Origin of the sequence: Micromonospora haikouensis, from assembly GCF_000876225.1 — a bacterium.
In the GTDB taxonomy this organism is placed as follows: Bacteria; Actinomycetota; Actinomycetes; order Mycobacteriales; family Micromonosporaceae; genus Micromonospora; species Micromonospora haikouensis.
The window spans coordinates 2,953,955-2,972,392 of record NZ_JXSX01000001.1 but is presented as its reverse complement, the minus strand read 5'-3'; the positions used below and the strand labels follow the sequence as shown (position 1 = coordinate 2,972,392).

The window sequence follows — 18,438 nt, the reverse complement described above, 5'->3', positions numbered from 1 at the left end:
AGGGGTCCCCTTCTCAGCACCACCACCACCGGGCCCCGGCCGCCGCGCGAGAAGCGCGGGGCCGGGGCCCGGACCCGTCGGACGGGCGGGCGACGCCGGTCAGGCGCCCTGGCCCTGGTTCTGCATGAGCCCGCCGTCCATGAAGTACGTCGACCCGGTCACGTAGTCGGCGTCGTCGCTGGCCAGGAAGACGGCCAGCCGGCCGATCTCCTCGGGTTCGGCGGCCCGCTTCCAGGGAATCGACTGCACCTGCTCCTCCAGGTAGGCCGGGTCGTCGATGGCCTTCTGGTTGAACGGGGTGAGCACCATCCCCGGCCCGATGTTGTTGACGTTGAGGTGCATCGGGGCGACCTCCAGCGCGAGGCTCTTGGCGAACTCCAGCAGCGCCCCCTTGCTGGTGTCGTAGTCCGAGCCGCCGGCGCGGGCCACCTCCTGGTGGATCGACGTGATGTTGATGATCTTCCCGTGGCCGCCCTGGTCGCGGCGGTGCTGGACGAACCGCCGGGAGCAGAAGAACGCCCCGTACACGTTGGTCCGGATCGCCCGGTCCCACGTCTCGGTGTCCAGGTCCGCCACGGGGACGCCGGAGGCGTCGACCCCGGCGTCGTTGATCAGCACGTCGAGACTGCCGAACTCGGCGATGGCCGCATCGAACATCGCCTCGACGTCCTGCTCGTCGGTGATGTCGCAGCGCATCACCACCGCCCGCCGGCCGGCCCGCTCCACCCGGTCCCGGGTGTGCTCGGCCCCCTGCCGGTCGTGCAGGTAGTGCACCACCACGTCGGCGCCCTCGCGGGCGAACTCGATGGCGCTGGCCTGCCCGATCCCCGAGTCCGAGCCGGTGATCAGGGCCGTCCTCCCGTCGAGCCGTCCGGTCATCAGCGTGCTCCCTCCGGTCGTGCCGTGCCCGTCGGCACGGTCTGGCGCGGGCGGTCCGCACCCGTTGCACGTCGCCGCCCATCGGCGTCGACGTCGGCGTCGGCTTGTTTCCGGCCGGCGGTCGCCTCCGTCAGGTGCCCAGCGGCGTTGATCAGGCCGATGTGCGAGAACGCCTGCGGGAAGTTGCCGAGCTGCTCCCCGGTGGCCTGGTCGATCTGCTCGGCGAACAGGCCCAGGTCGTTGACCCGGCCGGCGAGGGACTCGAACAGCCGCTCGGCCCGGTCCACCTCCCCGGCCAGGGCCAGGCAGCCCACCAGCCAGAACGAGCAGATGACGAAGCCCGCCGGGTCGCCGTCCCACCGCCGCAGCAGGCCGTCGTGGGACAGCCGGGCCTCGACGACGTCGATGGTGGCGCGCATCCGGGGGTCGTCGGCGGGCAGGAACCCCACCAGCGGCATGAGCAGCACCGAGGCGTCCAGGTCGGGGGAGTCGAAAGCCCCGGTGTACGCGCCGACGCGCTCGTTCCACCCCCGCCGCAGCACCGCCGCGCGGACGGCGTCGCGGGCGGCCGCCCAGCGGGCCACGTCGGCGGCGTCGCCGAGGCGGGGCCCGAAGCGCACCGCCCGGTCCAGGGCGGTCCAGCACTGCACCTTCGACGACACGTAGTGCCGCTCGGCATCACGGGCCTCCCACATCCCGGCGTCGGGTCGGTGCCAGTCGGCGACCGCCTGGTCGGCCAGGGCCCGCAGGAGCTGGTGCACCTCCGGGTCCATCGGGTCGAGGTAGTGGCGCATCAGCCACGCCGCGTCGAGGATCTCCCCGAGCACGTCGGTCTGCCGCTGCCGCCACGCGTCGTTGCCGACGAAGACGGGCCGGCTGTCGGCGTACCCGGCGAGGTGGTCGAGGGGGTGCTCGGTGAGGTCCCGCTCCCCCTCGACGCCGTACATGATGGGCACCGGCTGGTTGCCGATGCGGCCCATCGCCCGCGCCACCCAGGCGAACTGCCGGTTGGCCTCGTCGGGGCAGGCCGCCCGCCACAGCGCCCGCAGGGTCAGGCTGAAGTCCCGCACCCAGACGAAGCGGTAGTCGTAGTTGCGGTCCCCACCCAGCGCCTCCGGCAGCGAGGTGGTCGCCGCCGCGACGATCGCGCCGCTGGGCTGGTACGTCATGCCCTGCACGACCAACGCGCTGCGCCGCACCGGCTCCGGCCAGCGGCCCTGGTACGGGTGCAGCCCCGCCCACGAGCGCCAGCCGGCCGCCGCCTCCGCCACCGTCGCCGCCGCCTCCGGCGTCACCGGGTCCCCGCCGTCGTACGTCGGCGCGTACCCCAGGGTGAAGCCGTAGGACTCGCCGGCCCGGACGGTGAACGTGGCGGTGGCCTCGCTCTCGCCGCAGGTCAGCGGCACGTCGCCGCGCAGCCGCAGCTTCGCCGCCCCGGCGGTGGCGTCGAGCCCCCCGGGGTGCGCGACCAGGTACGCGGCGACCCGGCCGTACTCGAAGCGGGGCCGGTAGGTCAGCCGCACCGGCACCGCGCCGGAGACGCCCTCCACCAGCCGGGCGAGGACGCGCGGCGAACGCCGGCCGATGTCGTGGCCGCGCGCGCCGGGCTCCAGCGCGAGCGCGTCCGTCACCGCGACCGACCCGCCGTCGGTGGTGAAGACGGTACGCAGCACCAGCGTGTCGTCCAGGTAGGAGCGTTCGCTGGTGAACCCGGCCCCGGCGGGGCTGATCGACCAGTGCCCCGCGTCGTCGTCGAGCAGCCGGCCGAAGACCGACGGGGCGTCGAACCGCGCCGGGCACCACCAGTTGACCGAGCCGGCCCGGTCGACCAGGGCCGCGCTGCGGCCGTCGGCCAGGAAGCCGTGTTCGCTGATCCGTCCGCTGTCCACGCCGGTGCCTACCCGGCCGGGCCGAGCAGCATTCGCCGGGGACGGCGACGTTACCGCTCGCCGGCCGGGGGAAGGCGGGTGGTCGACGAAGGAGGACACCATGACCAGACCCACGACTTCGACTGCGGCCTGGCAACCCGGAATGCCGGGCGCGAACAACCTCCCGTACGGCCCGGCGGGCCGACCCGCCGCGCCCGCTGGCGACGGCCACGGCCCGCAGGTGGGCGCGCCGACGGTGACGATCGGGTCGTACCCGGACTATCCGTCCGCCCAGCGGGTGGTGGACTATCTGGCCGACAACCGGTTCCCGGTGGAGCACACCGCCATCGTGGGGACGAACCTGACCCTCGTCGAGACGGTGCTCGGCCGACTGACCACGGGCCGCGCGGCCCTGATCGGCGCCGGCACGGGCGCCTGGTTCGGCCTGTTCATCGGCCTGCTGTTCGGCATCTTCACCGCCGGTAGCTGGATCGCGGTGATCCTGGTCGGGCTGGTGATCGGCGCGATCTGGGGGGCCGTGTTCGGCGCGGTGGCGCACGCGATGAGCGGGGGCCAGCGGGACTTCACCTCGGCGAGTTCGCTGCGCGCCGCCCAGTACGCGGTCACCGTCGACGCCGGCGTGGCCGACCAGGCCCGGCAGCTGCTCGGCCGGATGCACATGACGCCGACGGGCGCGACCGCCCGCTGAGCGGTGACCTGACCGCCCACCGGCGGCCCCGGGGACTCCCCCGGGGCCGCCCGGCGTGCCGGGGGCGGGCCGTCGTCCGGGGGCCAGCCGCCCCGCCCCGCGGCCCGGCGTCCACCCCGCCAGGCCGGTGTCCGGTGCGGGGCCGGCATCCGGGGCCAAGCCGGCATCCGGGGCCAGGCCGGCATCCGGCAGCCGCCCCGCCCGAGATCGACTCCGTGTCGGCGACATGGCGGTATCCGGGCGGCCGGGATACCGCCATGTCGCCGACATGACGCGCGGGCCCGGGGCGGGGCGGGGCGGGCCGGGGCAGGCCGGGGCGGGGCGGGGCGGGCCGGGGCACGCCAGGTCGGAGAGTCCGGGTCAGCCGGCGCGCCTCGCCCGCTCGACGGAACCCGCCCGCGCGACGAAGCCGCGCCACGCGGCGGGCGCGAAGGTGAGCGTCGCGCCGGCCCGGTCCTTGCTGTCCCGCACCAGCACCACGCCGGGCAGGTTGTCGGCGACCTCGACGCAGTCGCCGCCGTTGCCGCTGCTGCGGGTGCTCGTGCGCCACCGCGCGCCAGTCAGGTCCATGCTTTCGCCATCTCCCCGAGTAGGTCGGCCGATTGCCAGTGGGAGAGCGCCTCGCCGCGCACGTTCTCCCAGACGGTCAGCAGGGCCGCGACGTCCTCCGGGTCGGTGACGAGCTGCCCGTCGAGCTGAGTGTCCACATAGCCCGCCGTCCGCAGCTCCGGCCCCACCGCGAGCACGAACGGACCGTTGAGCCCAGCGTACGCGCCGACCGTCGCCGGCACGACGTGCACGCGGACGTGCGGGGCCGCGCAGGCCGCCACCAGGGCCTCCAGTTGCCCGCGCATGACCTCCGGGCCGCCGACCGGGCGGCGCAGCGCCCCCTCGTCGATGACCGCCGTGAGGCGGGGCGGGTCGTCGCGGCGCAGGATGTCCTGGCGGGCCAGCCGGTTGGCGAGGTGCTGCTCGACGTCGCCCGGGGCGATCAGGCCCGTGCCGCCGAGCACCGCGCGGGCGTAGCCCTCCGTCTGGAGCAGGCCCGGCACCACCATCGACTGGTACGACCGCAGCGACACCGCCTCCCGCTCCATCTCCTGCCACGGCCGGAACCACGCCATGGGGTAGCGACGTCTCGACGTGTCCGGCCAGATGTCCCGGATGGGCTGCCCGAGCGCCTCGGCCGCCGCCACCCGGTGCCGGGCGTGGGGTATGCGGTCCTCGTTCAGCCAGCGGGCGACCGTCTTGCGGTCGACGCCCAGCCGGGCGGCGAGTGACTCGATCGAGTGCCCGCTGTCGCGCAGGGCGAGGCGCAACGCATCGTTCATGGTCTCCCCCGTGGTCGTGTGGGATGTCTGCGCACCATAGCCAGCACGGGCTGTTCCTGTCCGCTTACACACGGCAAGTTGGGGTGTCGAAGGGCGCGGATCGACGGGACCGGGAGACGCCATGACACACCACACAGGACGCGAGCCGGGGTCGATCGCGCCAGAGCGGCTCGACGCGGAGAAGGCGGTGCGGCTCGACGCGGAGAAGCCAGAACGGCGCGACGCGGGGGAGGCGGCGTCTGCGGTGCGCCCCGCCGACGTGCCGGTCGACCTGGAGCTGCACTGCGCGGGGCGGCCCGCCTGGCGGTGCGTGCACGACGGCGAGCCGTTCCCCTGCCCGACCTGGCGGGCCCTGCCCCTGGACGACAGCCTGCGCGCCGTCCTGCTGGCGGCGTTCACCCTGTTCCTCCGCCCGGCGATCCGCGACCTGCGGGGCCAGCCCGACGGGCCGACCCCGCCGGAGATCGTCCGACGCTTCCTGTGGTTCCTGCCGGTCACCGACGAGGAGGCGCGCGCCGTCGCGCTGCGGTACCGCTGATGCCGCGCCCGCGCCCCCACCTGCCGGTACGCCCCGTGTGGCTGTGCGGGCGCTGCGGCGTTCCGTGGCCCTGCGGCGCGGCCCGGCTGTCGCTGCTGTCCGAATACCGGGGCGACCGCACCTCGCTGCTGGTCTACCTCGCGGTGCTGCGGGAGGAGGCGAGGGAGCACCTGACCGCCCTGCACCCGGCCACCCCGCCCGGCGGCCTGGCCGACCGCTTCCTCACCTGGGCCCGCGCCCGCCCCTGACCGATCCTGGCCCGCCCCGGCGATGATCGACTCCATGTCGGCGACATGGCGGCATCCGCACCCCCGGGACACCCCCACCCGCCCGACATGAGCCGGCCACCCGCCCAGCCCACCCCCGGCGGGACGGCCCCGGGCGGGTCGGTCAGGGGTCGGTGGCCAGGCGGGCGTGCAGGTGCTCGTCGTGGCGGCGGCCGTCGCCGTAGCGGTGCGACTCGCGCAGGGTGCCTTCGAGGGGGTAGCCCGCCCGTTCGGCGACCCGGCAGGAGGCGGGGTTGGCCACCGCGTGGAACAGCTCGACGCGGTGCAGGCCGAGCATGGCGAAGCCCCAGCCGGTGAGCCGCCGGACGGCGGCGGTGGCCACGCCCCGCCCCCGGGCGGCGGGGACGGTCCAGTAGCCGATGTTGGCGTGACCGCCGCCGATGCCGCTCAGCGACACCGAGCCGAGCAGCGCGGTGTCGCCGGGGTCGGCGACGGCGAGGGAGGCGTGGTCCCCGGCGGACCAGTCGGCCCGGCGGCGTACCCACTCGCGCGCCCGCGCCTCGTCCATGTCGCCCTGCGGGTTCCAGGTCGTCACGGCCGGGTCGCGCAGGGCGGCCAGCACGGCGGGGGCGTCGGCCGCGCGCCAGGGGCGCAGCAGCACCCCGGGGGCGGCCAGGCGTACGTCGTCCATGGTCCAGCAGTCTGTCAGCCGCCGCCCGGGGCCGCCCGGCGTTTCTCCTTCAAATCCGAAGCGAAGCGCCGCAGGAACGGAAAGTAGCACAGCTCACCCCCACTCCTGGTCACTTGTCAAAATTTGAAAGAGTGCTACTGTTGCGGCATGACGGAGAGCCTGGACAGCGAGCGGATGGCCTGCTGGCGGGCCTACATCGAGTCGAGCCAGCGGCTGTTCACCCAGCTCGAGGACGACCTGCGGGCCGACAGCGAGCTGAGCTTCGCCGACTACCACGTGCTGGTGCTGCTCTCCGAGGCGCCGGGGCAGCGGCTGCGCATGGGCGAGCTGGCCGGTCGACTGGTCTTCTCGCCCAGCCGGCTGACGTACCAGATCACCACCATGCAGAAGCGCGGCCTGGTGGCCCGGCAGTCGTGCGCCGAGGACGGGCGCGGCAGCGAGGCGGTGCTCACCGCCGCCGGGCTGCTGGCGCTGCGCGAGGCCGCGCCGCACCACCTGCGCTCCGTGCGCGCCCACCTGATGGACGACCTCGACGACGCCGAGGTCGCCTGCCTGACCCGGGTCTTCGAACGCCTCGGCCGGCGGCTGCGCGCCGACCGCGACGCCTCGTCCACCCCCCGCGAGTAAAGGAGTTCGAGATGCCCGCCATCACGGTCGACGACGTTCTCGTCCTGCCCCGCCTGCCCCGGCTCGACGAGTCCACCCGCTACCGTCCGGTCCGCAAGCTGACCACCGCCCCCAGCGGCTACGAGGGCGAGGGCTTCCCCGTCCGCCGGGCCTTCGCCGGGGTGCCGATGCACGAGCTGGACCCGTTCATCCACCTCGACCAGATGGGCGAGGTCGACTACGCCCCGGGCGAGCCGAAGGGCACCCCGTGGCACCCGCACCGGGGCTTCGAGACGGTGACCTACATGATCGACGGGATCATGGACCACCAGGACACGCTCGGCGGCGGCGGCACGATCACCGACGGCGACACCCAGTGGATGACGGCCGGCAGCGGCCTGCTGCACATCGAGGCCCCGCCGGAGCACCTGGTGGTCAGCGGCGGCCTGTTCCACGGCCTCCAGCTCTGGGTCAACCTGCCGAAGGTGGCGAAGATGAAGCCGCCGCGCTACCAGGACATCCGCGGCAAGGAGTCGGCGCTGCTCACCACGCCGGACGGCGGGGCGCTGATCCGGGTCATCGCCGGTGAGGTCGCCGGGCACCAGGGGCCGGGCTCGACGCACACCCCGATCACCATCGCCCACGTGACGGTGCAGCCCGGGGCCGAGCTGAGCCTGCCCTGGCGGGCCGACTTCAACGCCCTGGTCTACGTGCTCGCCGGGCGCGGCACGGTCGGCACCGAGCGCAGGCCGTTCCACACCGGGCAGCTCGCCGTCCACGGTCCGGGCGACGCGCTGCGGGTGACCGCCGACGCGACGCAGGACTCGAACGCCCCCGCCCTGGAGCTCTACATCATGGGCGGGCAGCCCATCCGGGAGCCCGTGGCCCATTACGGGCCGTTCGTGATGAACACCCGGGACGAGCTGATCCAGGCGTTCGAGGACTTCCAGGCCGGGCGGCTCGGGGTGGTCCCGGCCGAGCGGCTGCCGCACACCGGCGGGCAGGGCGAGCGCCCCTGACGCGGGCCGTGCCGGGCGTCACCGGGGTTGTCCCCGGTGACGCCCGTCGGCGTACCCGAAATGGCTGCCGGTCAGGAGACCGCGAAGATCCCCGCCACCCCCAGCAGCACCATCACCAACACGGCGACGAGCGCCCCCCGCTCACCCTCCACCGGCTGTTCGTGCTGCTCGGTCATGACATCGGTCGGCTCGGCGGGCATCGTGCGGCCTCCTCGGTGTGCGCTTCGCTATCTCGGATGTGGCTCCGCGCGGATCGTCGGCCAGGTCACCGGGGGTGCCGGTCGGCGTGCGGACCCGGCGCGGGGGTCCTACGGTGAGGACGTTGTCGACCTCGGGAGCTGGAGCGTGCCGATGCGGGACTGGTTCCTCACCGCGGCCGAACGCGCCAACCCGGTCTCACGGATACCCGTCTGGACGACCGGAAACCTCGCCGAGCCGCTGATTCACGGCTCGGCCTACTTTGACCGGCTGGTCAGCGAGGTGGAGGCGCTGCGGGCCGGCGACCATCTGTTCTTCACCGACTGGCGCGGCGACCCCGACGAGCTGATGCGCCCGGACGGCCCGACCGTCGCCCAGTTGTTCAGCCAGGCCGCCCAGCGCGGGGTGGTGGTCAAGGGCCTGCTGTGGCGCTCGCACCTCGACGCCCTGTCGTTCAGCGAGGCGGAGAACCGCAGCCTCAGCGAGACGATCTGCGCGGCCGGCGGCGAGGTGCTGCTCGACCAGCGGGTCCGCCGGGGCGGCTCGCACCACCAGAAGCTCGTCGTGCTGCGCCATCCCGAGGACCCGGAACGCGACGTCGCCTTCGCCGGTGGGATCGACCTGTGCCACAGCCGCCGCGACGACGCCGAGCACCGCGGCGACCGGCAGGCCGTGCTGATGTCGCCCCGGTACGGCGACCACCCGCCCTGGCACGACGTGCAGCTCGCGCTGCGCGGGCCGGTGGTCGGCGCGCTGGACACCACGTTCCGCGAGCGGTGGACCGACCCGATGCCGCTGGACTCGGAGAACCCTCTGGCCTACCTGCGGGACCGGCTGCGCGGGTCGGACCTGCGCCCGGACCCGCTGCCCGACCAGCCGGCCGACCCGCCGCCGTGCGGCCCGCACCGGATCCAGGTGCTGCGCACCTATCCGGCGGTGCGCCCGCGCTACTCCTTCGCCCCCGACGGCGAGCGGACGGTGGCGCGCGGCTACACCAAGGCGGTACGCCGGGCCCGCCGGCTGATCTACCTGGAGGACCAGTACCTCTGGTCGACCGAGGTGGCCGACCTGTTCGCCCGGGCGCTGCGGGACAACCCGGAGCTGCACCTGGTGGCGGTGGTCCCCCGGCACCCCGACGTCGACGGCCGGTTCGCGCTGCCGCCGAACCTGGTGGGGCGGGAGCAGGCGCTCGCGCTGTGCGGGAAGGCCGCGCCCGACCGGGTGCACGTCTTCGACGTGGAGAACCACGCGGGCGACCCGGTCTACGTGCACGCCAAGGTGTGCGTGGTCGACGACGTGTGGGCCAGTGTCGGCAGCGACAACTTCAACCGCCGCTCCTGGACCCACGACAGCGAGCTGTCCTGCGCCGTGCTCGACGAGACCCGGGACGACCGCGCCCCGCTGGACCCGGCGGGGCTGGGCGACGGGGCCCGCCGCTTCGCCCGGGACCTGCGGCTGCGGCTGTGGCGGGAACACCTGGACCGGGACCCGGACGGCGGCGGGGACGCCGACCTGCTCGACCCGGCCTCGGCGGTCCGGGCGATCACCTCGGCGGCCGACGCGCTGCAGCGCTGGCACGACTCGGGGCGGGTGGGCCCGCGACCGCCGGGCCGGCTGCGCCCGCACCGCCCCGAGCGGCTGCCGTGGTACACCCGGGCCTGGGCGCTGCCGGCGTACCGGCTGGTCTACGACCCGGACGGCAGGCCACTGCGGGCGCGCCGATCCGGCACCTGGTGAGCGGGCGCGTACCCGCCCGGCCCGCCCGGGTACGCGAAGGAGGCGCGCGGCGAGTAGAAGCCCTCTGTGATGGTCAGCGGGTTGGCCGGGCGCAGCGCGTGGACGGGGTGGTCGGGGTCGAGGAAGTCGACGGACTCCACCTCGAACGGCGTCACCGGTTCGGCCACGTACGGGTGGACGCCGCCGGTCAGCTCCCCGTCGCGGGCGGTCACGTAGCGGTGGTGGCCGCTGCGGATGAGGTGACCGGTGTGGCCGACGTGGACCCGGGTGCGGATCAGCGGCATGCCGTCGACCTCAGTCTGCGCCACCAGCGTGTCGCCGCGCCGCTCCAGCCAGGTGTGCCCGGCCCCGACGGGTGCGCCGCGCGCGGCGGCATAGCCGCGCATCCGGGGGCTGGAGCAGAGGTAGTGCGTCCACCAGCCGCCCGGGGCGCCCTGGCCGGCGACGCAGATGCCGAGGTAGGTCAGCGAGTATGCGCCGAGGCCGGAGGTCTGGGTCTCGTCGTCGACCACGTACTGGTTCATGAAGACGTGGGGGTCCGCCCCGGCGCGCAGGCCGGCCGGCAGTAGGGCGACGACCGCGTCCGGGGCCGCCGGCAGCCAGCAGAGGTAGACCATGCGGCTGTGCACGACGAGGTGCGGGTCGGCGGGGTCGAGCACGGCGCCTCCGGGCGGGGGAAGGTTCCCCGCGACGCTACGGGCCGTCCCGCACGCGGGACAACGACGGAAAGCCGACAGTTCGGACCCATAACCGACCTGGAACCGGTAATCGCGATCACAGATTCGTACGTTGCTGCCCTTTTTGGGGGTTTTGTTGTCGAACACACCTTAAGTACATCGTACTTTCGGCTAGATTTCTGGAGGCCGATCAGGCTAAGGTGAGTCCCGAACGGACCATCTGAAGCTAAACCAAAGCGTCACGTCTTTATCCGCGGACGAGGTGCAGGGAGGACCACCCATGACCGCGCCAACGACCAGCGAGCAGACGACCACAGCGCCGGAGTCCACGGCCAAGCTCGATCCGCGTGCGCTCACCGACAGCGCCGCCGATCTGCTCAACGCGATGGCGGCACTGCCCGCCAACCACCCGTCGCGCGCCGCGATGCGGGACCGGGCGATCGAGGCCTGGCTTCCCCTGGCCAACCACCTGGCCCACCGCTACAGCGGGCGGGGCGAGCCGACCGACGACCTCGCGCAGACCGCCGCCGTCGGCCTGATCAAGGCCATCGACAAGTTCGATCCGTCGCGCGGCGTCGACTTCGCCGGCTACGCCATCCCGACCATCATCGGCGAGCTCAAGCGGCACTTCCGCGACCGCACCTGGGACATCCGCGTCCCGCGCCGCCTCCAGGAGCTGCGCCTGGCGATCTCCGACGCCAACAGCTCCCTGCTCCAGACGCTGGGCCGCTCCCCCACGGTCGCCGACATCGCCGCCCACCTCAAGCTCACCGAGGAAGAGGTCCTGGAGGGCCTGGAGGGCGCCCGCGCCTACAACGCGGTGTCGCTGTCCACCCCGACCGGCGACGGCGACCGGGCCACCGAGCTGGGCGACATGCTCGGCGGCGAGGACAACGAGTTCGAGCTGGCCGAGCTCCGGGTCGCCCTCGGCCCGGCGCTCGCCACGCTCGACGAGCGCGAGCAGAAGATCCTCACGCTGCGCTTCTACGGCAACCTGACCCAGTCGCAGATCGCCGAGCAGATCGGCGTCTCGCAGATGCACGTGTCCCGGCTGCTCGCCCGGGCGCTGACCAAGCTGCGGGGCCAGCTCGACGGCACCTACTAGGCCCGCCCGCACGAAAGACGAGGGGGCCCGGCGCGCGCGTGCGCCGGGCCCCCTCGCGTGTCGGCTCCTCAGCCGGTCGTCGCCGGCTCCCGCCACATCGGGAAGAACGGGGTGCCGTCCGGCAGCCGGAAGACCTCCCGGGGCCGGTAGCCGTGCCGGGCGTACAGGTCCCGGCCGATCTCGCTGCTCGCCTCCAGATAGCCGGGCACGCCGTTGGCGTCCAGCCAGGCGTGGTGGTGGCGCAGCAGCGCCGAACCGATCCCCCGCCCCTGCCGGTCGGGCGTGACCGCGAGGAACGCCAGGTGGTGGTGCCCGTCGTGCGGGTGGCTGGCGGCGAACAGGTCGTCGAGGTGGCGGAACCGGTCGACCCACGCGCCGCACGCGGCGGCCAGCCGGGCGTCGTAGTCCACCGGTGGCGGGACGTCGTCGCCGGTCTGCGGGAACCACACCGCGACCCCCGACCGGTCGGCCGTGGCGTGCACCTGGCCGTGCGCCATGGCGTGGCCCACCAGGATCTCGAAGTTGTCGGCCAGCACGGCCCGGCGGCGCGTGGCGTCCGGCACGAGCCAGTGGGTCGCCGGCAACACCAGGAACGCCTCGGCGATCCGCTCGGCCACCAGCCGGGTCTCGGCCGGGCCGAGCCGCTCGATGCGTACGTCGCTCACCTGTGCGCCCCCGCGCCCACGCGGGCCGGCTCGCCGTCGAAGCCCTGGGCGGCCAGCAGGGTGGCGCTCTCCGCGCCCAGCCCGATCCGGGCGTAGACGTCGGGCCGGCTGTTGCGCAGCACCAGCGCCCAGAGCACGCCGACCAGCGCGGCCACCGGGTACGCGGCCGGGACGGCCCAGCGCAGCGCGGAGTCGGGGGCGACGCCGAGCAGGATGGCGAAGTTGTCCACCGCCACCGTGATGATGGCGACCAGCGCCACGGCGGCCAGCCCCGGGGCGATCAGCCGCCGCCACAGGTTCTCCTGCGCCCGGGTGCGGGCGAAGTAGGCCATCACCGCGATCGACGTGGTGGCGATCAGCAGCAGCACGCCGAACCCGCCGCCGGAGCCGGCGTAGTAGAAGAGCTGGAGCACCGGGTCCCAGCCGTTGACCGCGTACAGCACGATCACCAGCAGGCCGAGGGCGCTCTGCGCGAGCGAGGCCACCCGGGGCGAACCGGTGCGCGGCGAGGTCTGCCCGAACGCCGCCGGCAGCACCCGCTCCCGGCCGAGCGCGAACGCGTACCGGGCGGTGGTGTTGTGGAACGAGATCATCGCGGCCAGCACGGAGGTCATGAACAGCGCCTGCCCGATGGTGACGGCGGTGTCGCCGAGGTGCGCCCCGGCCAGGTTGAAGATCAGCTCGACGCTCTGCTCGCCAGCCTGCGCCGAGATCTGGTCCGGCCCGACGGCCACGGTCATCGCCCACGACGACAGGGCGTAGAGCCCGGCGATGATCGCCACCGACAGGTACGTGGCCATCGGGACCGTGCGCTTCGGGTCCCGGCTCTCCTCGCTGAACACCACGGAGGACTCGAAGCCGACGAAGCCGGTCATGGCGAGCACCAGCAGCGCGCCGGCCCCCGGGACGAGCAGGCTGTCCGGGGACAGCGCGGCGAGGCTCACCGAGCCGCCGGCCGGGTGGCCGAGCTGCCCGAGGTCGAACACGAGGATCACCGCGATCTCGGCGACCAGCAGCACCGCCAGGACCATGCCGTTGACGTCGACCCGCAGCAGGCCGAGCACGGCGACCAGGGCCCACGCGACCAGGGCCACCACCCACCAGGCCGGCGACGCGCCGAACAGCCGCTCCAGCACCGGCGTCGCCGCCGCGCCGACCGCGCCGTACAACCCGACCTGGAGCGCGTTGTACGCCAGCAGGGCGACCCACGCCGCGCCGACGCCGGCCGGGCGGCCCAGCCCCCGCGAGACGTACGCGTAGAACGCCCCGGCGTTCTCCACCCGGCGGGCCATCGCCACGTACCCGACGGAGAAGAGGGCGAGGACCGCGCCGACCACCAGGAAGGCCAGCGGCATCCCGGTGACGCCGGTGACGGCGTAGCCGGTGGTGACCACGCCGGCCACCACGGTCAGCGGCGCGGCCGCCGACAGCACGAAGAAGATCACCGACGGCACGCCGAGGCGGCCACGGGCCAGGGCGTCGGAGACGTTGCTCGGTCGTTCGAATGTAGTCGTGGGGGGCATCGACTGCTCCGGTTCGAGGAGGGGTGAGGGGCCGGCGGCCGTCAGGGCATGCCGCGCAGCACGGCCGCGCCGACGGCGGCCTCGGTGTGCGCGACGAGCTCCTTCAGGGGCGGGGGCAACGCCGGGATGAGAACACTGAGCCGGTGGTGGGCGCGGGGGCCGGCACTCCACAGCACCTCGCGGGTGAGGCCGGCGGCGGCGACCAGGCCGAGCAGCAGCGCGTCCGGCACGGTCGGGGGCTCCGGCCGGTCGAGCAGGGCCCGCAGCCGGGTCGCCGGCCAGGCCACCGCGTTGAGGTCGATCGGGACGTAGCTGACGGTGGTGCGCAGCAGGCGGCGGTTCTCCTGCCGGCGCAGCACGCCGGCGCGGGCCAGCCGCTCCGCCACCGAGGTCGCCGCGCTCTGGCCGAGGAAGCTCAGCCAGGTGCGCACCGACTGGTGCTGGGACTCGCCGACCAACTGGTCCAGGACGGTGTGGGCCAGGGCGTCGGCGGGCGGGCGGCGGTCGACGACGGTCACGTTCCCGGCGGCGACGGTGACCTGTCCGAACAGGACCAACTCGCCGAGCAGGGCCGCCGCCAGGCCGATGCCCGCCGCGCTGGGATGCAGCTTGGGCTTGCCCCGGCTGTCGTTGTGGGCGATCAGATAGAACTCGTCGGCGGTGAGCACACGAGCCTCCCGAACGGATTGTCCACAACTGATCGACGCCGGGTGAAAGGATGCACGTCAGCGGGTTGCAACGCAACTCCCACTTTCGACAGTTGCACTCCGTGTCCGAACGACCTGGGGATCTTGGCGTGACAGACTCGGAGGGTGACCGCCAGCCCGACCGTCCGCCGCCGTCGTATCGCCCGCGAGCTGCGCCACCTGCGCGAGCGCTCCGGGATGACCCTCGACGTCGCCGCCCGCCAACTCGACATGTCCAAGAGCAACCTCTCCCGCATCGAGAACGCCCAGATCGGCATCAAGCCCCGCGACGTCCGGGCCGCCCTGGCCCTCTACCAGGTCACCGGGGCCGACGCCGAGGCGCTGATCGAGATCGCCCGGGGCGCGCAGCAGCGCGGCTGGTGGCAGAACTACAGCGACGTGCTCCCCGAGTGGTTCGAGTTCTACGTCGGGCTGGAGGCCGAGGCGGCGTCGCTGCGCACGTACGAGGCCGAGGCCGTGCCCGGCCTGCTCCAGACCGAGGCGTACGCCCGGGCGATCTACCGGCTGACCGCCGGGGAGGAACGCATCGAGCGCAAGGTCGCCGCCCGGCTGCGCCGGCAGGACGTGTTGCACCGGGAGAACCCCGTCGAGCTGTCGGTGGTGCTCAACGAGGCGGTGCTGCTGCGGCCGGTCGGCGAACCGGCGGCGATGGCCGAGCAGCTGGCCCACATCCACCACGTCGCACAACTACCGAACGTCACGGTGCAGGTACTTCCGTTCGCGGCCGGCGGGCACCCGGCGATGACCACTCCCTACGTCATCCTGGGCTTTTCCGACGACGCCGACGCATCCGTGGTTTACCTGGATAACCTCACGATGGGACTGGCTCTGGAGGAAGCCGATCATGTGCGCGGGTATAGCCTGTTGCACGAGAAGCTGTGCCGGATGGCGCTCAGTCCGGCGGATTCGTTGACCCGCCTGGAGGAGGCTTCTCGTAACTTTGCGTGACCGCATCGCGGCGCGCCAGCAGAAAGACGAGAGGTACGGGGATGACCGCGCTCGACCTGTCCCGGGCGGCCTGGCGGACCAGCAGCCGCAGCAGCGGCAACGGCAACTGCGTCGAGGTGGCCACAGCCGACGGTCGGGTCGCGGTCCGCGACTCCAAGGACCGCGAAGGCCCCGCGCTGGTCTTCGCCCCGGGGGCGTGGGACGCGTTCGTCGCCGGCCTCGACGCCGTACGCCCCCGCTGACGCCCGGCGGCCCGGTGCGACAGTAGGACGGTGCTCGCCGACGTAACCCTCGACCTGCCGGTCCGCCCCGCGCTACCGGCGCTGCTCGACGCCCTGCGCGCGGCCGGCGGCGCGGTCCTGGTCGCGCCGCCCGGCACGGGGAAGACCACCCTGGCCCCGCTGGCCGTGGCCGGGGCGGTCGCCGGCCGGGTGGTGCTCGCCCAGCCGCGCCGGGTGGCCGCCCGCGCGGCGGCGCACCGGATGGCCGCCCTGCTCGGCGAGCGGGTCGGCGACCGGGTCGGGTACGCGGTGCGCGGCGAGCGCCGGGTCAGCGCCGCCACCCGGGTCGAGGTGGTCACCACCGGCCTGCTGGTACGCCGGCTGCACCGCGACCCGGAGCTGCCCGGCGTCGGCGCGGTGCTGCTCGACGAGTGCCACGAGCGGCAGCTCGACGCCGACCTGGCGCTGGCGTTCACCGCGCAGGCGCGCGAGACCCTGCGCCCGGACCTGTGGCTGCTGGCCATGTCGGCGACCCCGGACGCGGGCCGCTTCGCCGCGCTGCTCGGCACCGGAGGCACGCCGGCCGAGGTGGTGCGGGCGGAGGCCGCGCTGCACCCGGTGGCCCGGGTCTGGGCCCCGCCGCCCCGCCCGGCCCCCGTGACCGCCTCCGGCCGGGTCGACCCGGCGCTGCTGGACCACGTGGCGGCCACCGTGCGCCGGGCGCTCGCCCAGCACGACGGGGACGTGCTGGCCTTCCTGCCCGGGGTGGGCGAGATCGCCGCCGTGACCGGTCGGCTGGCCGCCCTGCGGGGCACCGTGGACCTGCTGCCGCTGCACGGGCGGCTGCGCGCCGCCGAGCAGGACGCCGCGCTGCGCCCCGCCGGCCGGCGGCGGGTGGTGCTGGCCACCGCCGTGGCGGAGAGCAGCCTGACCGTGCCCGGGGTCCGGGTGGTGGTCGACGCCGGGCTGGCCCGGGTGCCCCGGGTGGACCTGTCCCGGGGCCTGGGGGCGCTGGTCACCGTGCCGGTGTCCCGGGCGGCGGCGACCCAGCGGGCCGGCCGAGCCGGCCGGGAGGCACCCGGGCACGTCTACCGCTGCTGGTCGGAGGCGACGCACGCCCGGCTCGCCGCCCAGCCGGAGCCGGAGATCGCCACCGCCGACCTCACCGGCTTCGCCCTGGAGCTGGCCGCCTGGGGCGACCCGGACGGCACCGGGCTGGCCCTGCCGGACCCGCCGCCGGCCGCCGCCATGACGGTCGCCCGGGACACCCTGACCACCCTCGGCGCCCTGGACGCGGCGGGCCGGATCACCGACCGGGGGCGGGCCATCGCCGGGGCCGGGACGCACCCCCGGCTGGCCCGGGCGCTGCTGGACGGCGCGCCGGTGGTCGGCGCGGACCGGGCCGCCGCGGTCGTCGCGCTGCTCGCCGACGACACCGTCGCCGGGCCGGGCGACGACCTGACCGCCGCGTGGCGGCGGCTGCGGGCGGGCACGGATCCGGCGGCCACCGCCCGCTGGCGCGCCGAGACCCGCCGGCTGCGCGCCGCCCTGCCCACCGGGGCGACCACCCCGACGCCCCCGCTGCCCGACGAGCTGGCCGCCGGGCTGGTGGTCGGGTTGGCGTACCCGGAGCGGTTGGCCCGCCTCCGGCGGGCCGGCGGGTCGACGTACCTGATGGCGGGCGGCACCGCGGCGGAGCTGGCCCCGGGGTCGGCGCTGGCCGGCACGGCGTGGCTGGCCGTCGCGGTGGCCGACCGGTCCCCCGGCGCGCCGACCGCCCGGGTGCGGCTGGCCGCCGGCCTGGACGAGGCGACGGCGCGGGAGGCCGGCGGTCCGCTGCTGCGCTCCGGGCGGGAGGTGGCCTGGTCCGGCGGGGACGTGGTGGCCCGGGAGGTGGTCCGCCTCGGCGCGATCGAGCTGGTCGCCCGACCGCTGGCCCGCCCCGGGCCGGAGCTGGTGGCCGCCGCGCTGCGCGACGGGCTGCGCCGCGACGGCCTCGCGCTGCTGACCTGGTCGCCGGCCGCGCGGGCGCTACGCGAGCGGATGGCGTTCTGCCGGCACGCGCTCGGGCCGGACTGGCCGGACGTGACCGACGACGCGCTGCTGGCCGGCGTGGCCGACTGGCTGGGCCCGGAGCTGGCCGCCGCCCGCCGCCGCGCCGACCTGGCCCGGGTCGACGTCGTCGCCGCGCTGCGCCGGCTGCTGCCCTGGTCGCTGGCGGCCCGGCTGGACGATCTGGCCCCGGAGCGGATCGCCGTGCCCAGCGGCTCCCGGGTCCGGGTGGACTACGCCGACCCGGCGGCCCCGGTGCTCGCGGTGAAGCTCCAGGAGACGTTCGGCTGGGCCGACGCGCCCCGGGTCGCCGGCGGCCGGGTGCCGGTGCTGCTGCACCTGCTCTCCCCGGCCGGTCGGCCGGTGGCGGTCACCGCCGACCTCGCGTCGTTCTGGCGCACGGGCTATCCGCAGGTCCGCGCGGAGCTGCGGGGGCGCTACCCCCGCCACCCCTGGCCGGAGGACCCGACCACGGCCGAGCCGACCCGCCGGGCGGCCCCCCGCCGCCGCTGACCCCGGCCCCGCTGACCCCGGCCCCGCTGACCCCGGCCCCGCTGACCCCGGCCCCGCCGGGCCGGGCCCCGGGCCGGCCCGGGCTCGGCGGCAGGCCCGCCCGGCCGGGTCGGGCTCACCATGTCGGCGACATGGGGGTGTCCCGGGGCCCCGGATACCGCCATGTCGCCGACATGGCGGCGGCCAACCGGCAGGCGGCCGACAGGCAGGCGGGCGGGCAGGCG

Annotated in this window: 18 protein-coding genes and 1 pseudogene; 10 read left to right on the top strand and 9 right to left on the bottom strand. The window is 75.0% G+C overall.

Features of this window, described 5'->3' with window-relative positions; translation table 11 throughout:
- Positions 1–99: 99 nt before the first annotated feature.
- Both TK50_RS12295 and TK50_RS12290 read right to left on the bottom strand, forming a co-directional pair.
- On the bottom strand, positions 100–879 hold the full coding sequence (locus TK50_RS12295) for an SDR family NAD(P)-dependent oxidoreductase (protein ID WP_043962865.1): 780 nt from the start codon (positions 877–879) through the stop codon (positions 100–102).
- A gap of 113 nt (positions 880–992) precedes the next feature.
- A pseudogene (locus tag TK50_RS12290) lies at positions 993–2,768 on the bottom strand (glycoside hydrolase family 15 protein); the annotation flags it as partial.
- Between the two features lie 220 nt (positions 2,769–2,988).
- On the opposite strand from TK50_RS12290, the gene TK50_RS12285 reads away from it, so the two are divergent.
- On the top strand, positions 2,989–3,456 hold the full coding sequence (locus TK50_RS12285; protein ID WP_374199625.1) for a general stress protein: 468 nt from the start codon (positions 2,989–2,991) through the stop codon (positions 3,454–3,456).
- Positions 3,457–3,816: 360 nt separating this feature from the next.
- On the opposite strand, the gene TK50_RS12280 is transcribed toward TK50_RS12285, so the two are convergent.
- Complete coding sequence (locus tag TK50_RS12280) at positions 3,817–4,026, bottom strand: DUF397 domain-containing protein (RefSeq protein WP_043962862.1); 210 nt, start codon at positions 4,024–4,026, stop codon at positions 3,817–3,819.
- Positions 4,017–4,787: a helix-turn-helix domain-containing protein gene (locus tag TK50_RS12275; protein WP_043962861.1), complete on the bottom strand. Its 771-nt coding sequence runs from the start codon at positions 4,785–4,787 to the stop codon at positions 4,017–4,019. The genes TK50_RS12280 and TK50_RS12275 overlap by 10 nt, the downstream gene beginning before the upstream one ends.
- A gap of 121 nt (positions 4,788–4,908) precedes the next feature.
- Between TK50_RS12275 and TK50_RS12270 the strand changes: the two genes are divergently transcribed.
- Positions 4,909–5,325, top strand: coding sequence for a hypothetical protein (locus TK50_RS12270; RefSeq protein ID WP_241773977.1), 417 nt, complete (start codon positions 4,909–4,911; stop codon positions 5,323–5,325).
- Positions 5,325–5,573: a hypothetical protein gene (locus TK50_RS12265; protein WP_043962860.1), complete on the top strand. Its 249-nt coding sequence runs from the start codon at positions 5,325–5,327 to the stop codon at positions 5,571–5,573. Before TK50_RS12270 ends, TK50_RS12265 begins: the two co-directional genes overlap by 1 nt.
- A 142-nt stretch (positions 5,574–5,715) precedes the next feature.
- Here the strand turns inward: TK50_RS12265 and TK50_RS12260 are convergent, their stop codons facing one another.
- Positions 5,716–6,243: a GNAT family N-acetyltransferase gene (locus TK50_RS12260; RefSeq protein WP_043962858.1), complete on the bottom strand. Its 528-nt coding sequence runs from the start codon at positions 6,241–6,243 to the stop codon at positions 5,716–5,718.
- A gap of 147 nt (positions 6,244–6,390) precedes the next feature.
- Between TK50_RS12260 and TK50_RS12255 the strand changes: the two genes are divergently transcribed.
- From TK50_RS12255 to TK50_RS12245, 3 genes are all read left to right on the top strand, one after another.
- On the top strand, positions 6,391–6,870 hold the full coding sequence (locus tag TK50_RS12255) for a MarR family winged helix-turn-helix transcriptional regulator (protein WP_043962857.1): 480 nt from the start codon (positions 6,391–6,393) through the stop codon (positions 6,868–6,870).
- A gap of 11 nt (positions 6,871–6,881) precedes the next feature.
- Complete coding sequence (locus TK50_RS12250) at positions 6,882–7,868, top strand: pirin family protein (protein WP_043962856.1); 987 nt, start codon at positions 6,882–6,884, stop codon at positions 7,866–7,868.
- Between the two features lie 345 nt (positions 7,869–8,213).
- The gene (locus tag TK50_RS12245) at positions 8,214–9,803 is read left to right on the top strand and encodes a phospholipase D family protein (RefSeq protein WP_043962855.1); all 1,590 of its coding nucleotides are present in this window, start codon (positions 8,214–8,216) and stop codon (positions 9,801–9,803) included.
- On the opposite strand, the gene TK50_RS12240 is transcribed toward TK50_RS12245, so the two are convergent.
- Complete coding sequence (locus TK50_RS12240; RefSeq protein ID WP_043962854.1) at positions 9,752–10,462, bottom strand: acetoacetate decarboxylase family protein; 711 nt, start codon at positions 10,460–10,462, stop codon at positions 9,752–9,754. The genes TK50_RS12245 and TK50_RS12240 overlap by 52 nt on opposite strands.
- 298 nt (positions 10,463–10,760) lie before the next feature.
- On the opposite strand from TK50_RS12240, the gene TK50_RS12235 reads away from it, so the two are divergent.
- Positions 10,761–11,585, top strand: coding sequence for a SigB/SigF/SigG family RNA polymerase sigma factor (locus tag TK50_RS12235; RefSeq protein WP_043962852.1), 825 nt, complete (start codon positions 10,761–10,763; stop codon positions 11,583–11,585).
- 68 nt (positions 11,586–11,653) lie between these two features.
- Here the strand turns inward: TK50_RS12235 and TK50_RS12230 are convergent, their stop codons facing one another.
- From TK50_RS12230 to TK50_RS12220, 3 genes are read right to left on the bottom strand one after another with little or no spacing between them, the layout of a single operon-like run.
- Positions 11,654–12,250, bottom strand: coding sequence for a GNAT family N-acetyltransferase (locus TK50_RS12230; protein WP_043962851.1), 597 nt, complete (start codon positions 12,248–12,250; stop codon positions 11,654–11,656).
- Positions 12,247–13,773: an APC family permease gene (locus TK50_RS12225; protein ID WP_043962850.1), complete on the bottom strand. Its 1,527-nt coding sequence runs from the start codon at positions 13,771–13,773 to the stop codon at positions 12,247–12,249. The genes TK50_RS12230 and TK50_RS12225 overlap by 4 nt, the downstream gene beginning before the upstream one ends.
- Positions 13,774–13,814: 41 nt before the next feature.
- Entirely contained in the window at positions 13,815–14,441 is a 627-nt protein-coding gene (locus TK50_RS12220; RefSeq protein ID WP_043962849.1) for a GOLPH3/VPS74 family protein, read from the bottom strand.
- Positions 14,442–14,585: 144 nt separating this feature from the next.
- Here TK50_RS12220 and TK50_RS12215 point away from each other — a divergent pair, with 144 nt between their 5' ends.
- From TK50_RS12215 to hrpB, 3 genes are read left to right on the top strand one after another with little or no spacing between them, the layout of a single operon-like run.
- Entirely contained in the window at positions 14,586–15,428 is an 843-nt protein-coding gene (locus TK50_RS12215; RefSeq protein WP_043962847.1) for a helix-turn-helix domain-containing protein, read from the top strand.
- A gap of 41 nt (positions 15,429–15,469) precedes the next feature.
- On the top strand, positions 15,470–15,670 hold the full coding sequence (locus TK50_RS12210; RefSeq protein WP_043962846.1) for a DUF397 domain-containing protein: 201 nt from the start codon (positions 15,470–15,472) through the stop codon (positions 15,668–15,670).
- A 30-nt stretch (positions 15,671–15,700) separates the two neighbouring features.
- Positions 15,701–18,214, top strand: coding sequence for an ATP-dependent helicase HrpB (hrpB, locus tag TK50_RS12205; RefSeq protein ID WP_043962845.1), 2,514 nt, complete (start codon positions 15,701–15,703; stop codon positions 18,212–18,214).
- The last annotated feature ends 224 nt before the right edge of the window (positions 18,215–18,438 follow it).

Bases quoted from the DNA above. Each gene is read 5' to 3' on its own strand.
- TK50_RS12265 (WP_043962860.1), top strand. From the start codon at position 5,325: ATGCCGCGCCCGCGCCCCCACCTGCCGGTACGCCCCGTGTGGCTGTGC.
- TK50_RS12280 (WP_043962862.1), bottom strand. From the start codon at position 4,026: ATGGACCTGACTGGCGCGCGGTGGCGCACGAGCACCCGCAGCAGCGGC.
- TK50_RS12275 (WP_043962861.1), bottom strand. From the start codon at position 4,787: ATGAACGATGCGTTGCGCCTCGCCCTGCGCGACAGCGGGCACTCGATC.
- TK50_RS12270 (WP_241773977.1), top strand. From the start codon at position 4,909: ATGACACACCACACAGGACGCGAGCCGGGGTCGATCGCGCCAGAGCGG.
- TK50_RS12225 (WP_043962850.1), bottom strand. From the start codon at position 13,773: ATGCCCCCCACGACTACATTCGAACGACCGAGCAACGTCTCCGACGCC.
- TK50_RS12255 (WP_043962857.1), top strand. From the start codon at position 6,391: ATGACGGAGAGCCTGGACAGCGAGCGGATGGCCTGCTGGCGGGCCTAC.
- TK50_RS12260 (WP_043962858.1), bottom strand. From the start codon at position 6,243: ATGGACGACGTACGCCTGGCCGCCCCCGGGGTGCTGCTGCGCCCCTGG.
- TK50_RS12235 (WP_043962852.1), top strand. From the start codon at position 10,761: ATGACCGCGCCAACGACCAGCGAGCAGACGACCACAGCGCCGGAGTCC.
- TK50_RS12250 (WP_043962856.1), top strand. From the start codon at position 6,882: ATGCCCGCCATCACGGTCGACGACGTTCTCGTCCTGCCCCGCCTGCCC.
- TK50_RS12295 (WP_043962865.1), bottom strand. From the start codon at position 879: ATGACCGGACGGCTCGACGGGAGGACGGCCCTGATCACCGGCTCGGAC.
- TK50_RS12210 (WP_043962846.1), top strand. From the start codon at position 15,470: ATGACCGCGCTCGACCTGTCCCGGGCGGCCTGGCGGACCAGCAGCCGC.